Raw genomic sequence first — 1,281 nt, 5'->3', positions numbered from 1 at the left:
ATCTTGAGCTTGAGTCGAAAGGTTATGAACGTGTTGTCCCGCCAGAAAAAACAACAAAATGATTGGCAGTAAGACAAGGCCAAACAGTTTGTGTTTAACTGATAGGTTATTCCACGAAAAAATTCCGACCACAGCGCATTTCCATATTCAAAGGGTTGATATGAAAAGTGTAGTTTATCTATTTGGGTTGTTAGCGCTGTGAGTGCAATCGGGTTTAAAAGGGGATAAAAATGTGACGTGTTTTGCAGAAAGCTTCTCATAACGCCAAGCAAGAAGCAGAGCGTTATGAGCTTTTCATGCCAGTTTTTAACCTACGATGGAAGAGGCATTGTGCTTCATTGCTTGGCAGGTATTTTCCAGTTCTAGGAGCTGCGCCGCTGGAACAGGCTTGCCTAAGAAAAAGCCTTGTGCCACATCGCAATTTAGACGCTCGATCAGCGCCAGTTGTGTTTGGGTTTCTATACCTTCTGCCACAACTTTCATTCCGAGGTTGTGAGCCATTGAAATGATGGCACGTACCAGAGAGTCATCTTTGTTGTCTTCCTGGGTTTGCGCGATAAATGAGCGATCGATTTTAAGCCCATCAAAGTTAACTTGTTGAAGATAGGACAGGGCAGAATAGCCAGTACCAAAATCATCTAACCAGACTTCAATACCAGTGGCTTGCAGTTTGCGCAAAACGAAGTGGGCTTTTTCGATGTCGTCCATCAAAAGTGACTCCGTCACTTCTACGTGAATGTCTTTGGCGGATACATTGTATTGCGATAAAAAGTGCTCAAATATGAGGCTAAGGTCCTGGCGGTAGATTTGTCGTGGGGACAAGTTCAACGCGATATGAAAATCATGGTCGAATGCTTCTGCCCATTCCGCTCTTTGCTTGATCGCGGTTTCGATCAAATGCTCACCAAGATCGAGAATCAAGTCGTTTTGTTCTGCAATCGGAATAAACTGTTCAGGGCCAATGTAACCTTTCTCGGGATGATTCCATCGCACTAATGCTTCAACCCCAACCAACTGGTAGGTCTTAAGGTCAAATTTAGGTTGATACCAAAGCTCAAACTGAGATAAGTCGTGGATGGAGCGACTCAGTTCTCTTTCGATATAGAGTCGTTGTTTCACCGTCGCATCGAATGCGGGATCGTAAACGGACATAATGTCTTTGCCGCGACGTTTTGATTCTTGTGCGGCAAGGGATGAAAGTTGCAGCAACGAATCTGCGTTACAACCAAACTCTGGATATACCGCGACACCAAGGCTGGTGGTTAAGCGGATATTGTGACT

Annotated in this window: 1 protein-coding gene; it reads right to left on the bottom strand. The window is 44.6% G+C overall.

Features of this window, described 5'->3' with window-relative positions:
• Window positions 1–306: 306 nt before the first annotated feature.
• Window positions 307–1,281 (bottom strand): GGDEF domain-containing phosphodiesterase (locus R7F07_RS24995; protein WP_318110636.1); only part of this gene is annotated, 975 nt, incomplete at its 5' end.

Origin of the sequence: Vibrio sp. YT-16, from assembly GCF_033337405.1 — a bacterium.
In the GTDB taxonomy this organism is placed as follows: Bacteria; Pseudomonadota; Gammaproteobacteria; order Enterobacterales; family Vibrionaceae; genus Vibrio; species Vibrio alginolyticus.
Note: the sequence above shows the minus strand (reverse complement) of the source record. Positions and strands in the feature narration are given on the sequence as shown.